Genomic DNA, 3,092 nt, shown 5'->3' with positions numbered 1-3,092 from the left:
GATTTCGCCAGCTATGGCGCAGCCGTCGACATCGACCATGTCTTCTGCCGGCTGCGCGCCTTCGACAAGGCGCCCGGCAACCGCATCGGCGACTACGGGCTAGACGCCAATGACAGCTTCGCCATGACGCTGGACTTTTCCAACGGCGCCTTCGGCGTGGTGCATGCCAGCCGCTGGGCGACTGGCCATCTCAACGAGCTGCGCCTGCGCATCTATGGCGAGAAGGGCGGCATCGAAGTGGTGCACAATCTGGATGGTTCGACGCTCAAGGCCTGCATCGGCGAAAACGTCGAGAACGCCATATGGGAAGAGCTCGACGCCGGCACGGTGCCGACCAACTACCAGCGTTTCACTGACGCGGTGCGATCCGGCGTGCAGGCCGAACCGTCCTTCCGCCATGCCGCCGAATTGCAGAAGGTGCTGGATCTGGCCGTCGTCTCGGACGAGAAGCGGGCGGAGCTGAGGGCGAGTGCGGAAACGCGGTGAGCTGGGCGAAGCGGCCGGCGCCAGCGGTCGAAGATAGCACTGCCGCCAACTTCGGACTGCGGTCCGCGCCAGTCAGGGGCCGGTCACGAGCGAAAAAACCAGTTTCTGTAAATTGCCGCCATCGCCGAATTCGACGCGGTCGAAATCGCGGCTTGCCAGCACCCGCGCCTTCGAGATCGCGTCAAGCCGCTTCACCACCTCGGCCCTTGTCTTGCTGCATTTGGGATCGTCGGCGACGGTCAGGCCGTTCGTCGCGGCTTGGATGTCGTGGACCATCTGGACCATGCTGGCGCCATGCACCTTCTCATGGGCGGCGACGCCGGCGATGAAGGTTTCCCAGTTCTTCTGGACGGCGGGCGGCAGGGAGCCGGAAGGTTTTGGCAAGGTGTAGGTGACGATCAGCTTCGGCCGCCCGGCCGTCAGCACGCAGTCCTTGCCCTTGGGCTTGTAGTCCCTTAACCCCCAGGTCAGCTTGAAATTGGTGTAGGCGATGGCGCGGGCAATGCCGAGCTTTGGCCCTTTCTCGCCGATCGAGCGGTAGAGTTCGGCGCCGGACCGGCCCGAGATCGCGTAGGGCTCGATTTTCTCGACCGGCTTCCACTCGGCACGAGCGGTGAGCGGCGAGGCAAGCAGGGCGGCAAAGGACAGACACAGGCGAACGCAGGCTCTCAATCCAACTCTCCACGAAACAGGACCGGCTGCCGCAACGGGCAATGCCATCGGATCGCTTTTTCCTATATGCTGCCGACGGGCGCTGCAAATGCCCTGGAGGCAGTCAATTGGGGGAGTCATGAGAGTTGCACATCTCATCGTCGCTGGTGCCTTGGCCGTCGTGCAGGCCGCGCAGCCGGCGTTTGCCGCGTCGTGCGGTGGCTGGAGCGCCAAGATGGAGGAAGACGAGGGCGGCAGCGTGCTGACGGCTTCGGTCTGCGGCGGGCCGAAAGGCGATGCGCATATGATGCTCACCTGTTTCGACACGCCGGTGCTGAGCTACGATCTCGGTGCCGCCGGCCAGCTGCTGGAACCTGGCATCAGCGGTTCGTTCGCGTTCAAGGCCGACGGCAAGACGGTAACGAAGACACTGCAGCTGGAGGCCATGTACAACTACTTCGTGGTCAATCTGGCGAAAGCCGATCCGCTGTTCGACCTGCTGCGCGGGAAGGGCGATGTGTCGGTCAGTTCAGCCAAATATGGCGAGATCAGCTTTCCGCTGAAGGGCTCCAGCGCGGCCATCGGCAAGGTGCTGGCGCAGTGCGGCAAGGCCGGGCCAGCGAATGGGAATTGACGGGGCTCTACAGTTCGATGCCGGCGCACCAATGAGGCGGTTCTCGTTGGCTCACCGGGCTTGCTGCCGAACCACCCCACCCAGTCGCACCGTCGCGGCCATCAACTCCTCGTCCGAAAACCCCGAAAAACCCAGCACCAGACCTTGCCGGGGCGCCCCGCCGATGAACATTGAGGACAAGGCCCTGGCGCCGACACCCGCCGCCTTCGCCGCCTCGACGATCGCGGTGTCCGGCCCGGCGTCCTTCAGCGTCGCCATCAAATGCAACCCCTGTTCGGGCACGGTTACTTCGAGGGCATCGCCGCAATGCGCCTCGAGGCCGGCGACCAGGACGTCGCGCGCGGCCTGGACGCGGCGGCGCACGCGCCGGAGATGCGCGGCGAAATGGCCTTCGTTCAACAGGTCGGTCAGCGCGCCTTCGGCCAGCGTCGAGGGGAAGCGGTCGGAGCGCGCCCTGACCGCCATCACGGCATCGAGCAGCGCTTCGGGCACCACGACATAGCCGATGCGCAGGCCGGGGAAGAGGATTTTCGAGAAGGTGCCGAGATAGGCGACACGGTCTGAACCGTCCATGCCCTGCAGCGAGGTCAGCGGCGGGCCGGCATAGCGGAACTCGCTGTCGTAGTCGTCCTCGATGATCCAGGCATCGTTGCGCCGAGCCCAGTCGAGCAAAGCGAGACGGCGGCGCATCGTCATCGTCACGCCGAGCGGATATTGATGCGAGGGCGTGACATAGGCCGCGCGCGCCTTGGAGCACAGGCTTTCGCCGATCTCGGGATCGAGCCCTTCCGCGTCGACCGGTACCCCAAAAACCCTGGCGCCGCTGCCGGCCAGCACGGCCTGCGCCATGGGATAGCAGGGGTTTTCGATCCAGACGGCATCGCCGGGGCTGAGCGCGGCGCGCACCAGAAGATCCAGCCCCTGCTGCGTGCCCGAAGTCAGCACGATCTGGCCGGCATCGCAGCGCACGCCGCGTGCGGTCCTGAGATAGGTGGCAATTGCCGTGCGCAGCGGCAGGCCGCCGCGCGGATCGCCATAGCGGAAATGCTCCGGCCCGGGGCGAGCGAGGTGGCGCGACAGAAGGATGCGAAACAAATTAAGCGTGCGCGGATCGGACACCGCCACGCCAAGGCCGCAAGGCAGCGAGGTGGCGGCATCGATCTCGGGTGGCCGTGGCTTGACCAGTGTTGTCGGCAGATGCGGCACGTCAGGCGCGACGAAGGTTCCGGCACCGATCCTGGCGACGGCGAAGCCTTCCGAGACCAGCATTTCAAAACAGGCAACCGCCGCCGAACGCGATAGGCCGAAGCGCTGTGCGAGC

At 65.4% G+C, this 3,092-nt stretch carries 4 protein-coding genes; 2 read left to right on the top strand and 2 right to left on the bottom strand.

Translation table 11 applies throughout. The features are described from left to right. Positions 1-486 (top strand): Gfo/Idh/MocA family oxidoreductase (locus tag EN939_RS27380; RefSeq protein WP_245473186.1); only part of this gene is annotated, 486 nt, incomplete at its 5' end. Positions 487-558: 72 nt separating this feature from the next. Here the strand turns inward: EN939_RS27380 and EN939_RS27375 are convergent. Continuing rightward, on the bottom strand, positions 559-1,158 hold the full coding sequence (locus EN939_RS27375; protein WP_127270851.1) for a DUF922 domain-containing Zn-dependent protease: 600 nt from the start codon (positions 1,156-1,158) through the stop codon (positions 559-561). A gap of 118 nt (positions 1,159-1,276) precedes the next feature. Between EN939_RS27375 and EN939_RS27370 the strand changes: the two genes are divergently transcribed. After that, the gene (locus EN939_RS27370; RefSeq protein WP_236382752.1) at positions 1,277-1,771 is read left to right on the top strand and encodes a hypothetical protein; all 495 of its coding nucleotides are present in this window, start codon (positions 1,277-1,279) and stop codon (positions 1,769-1,771) included. 51 nt (positions 1,772-1,822) lie between these two features. Here the strand turns inward: EN939_RS27370 and pdxR are convergent. Further along, positions 1,823-3,092, bottom strand: a 1,270-nt coding sequence (gene pdxR, locus EN939_RS27365) for a MocR-like pyridoxine biosynthesis transcription factor PdxR (protein WP_164751258.1), incomplete at its 5' end; no start/stop codon positions are given.

Origin of the sequence: Mesorhizobium sp. M7A.F.Ca.CA.002.05.1.1, from assembly GCF_003998335.1 — a bacterium.
Lineage (GTDB): Bacteria > Pseudomonadota > Alphaproteobacteria > Rhizobiales > Rhizobiaceae > Mesorhizobium.
This window is presented reverse-complemented; position numbering and strand designations above follow the sequence as displayed.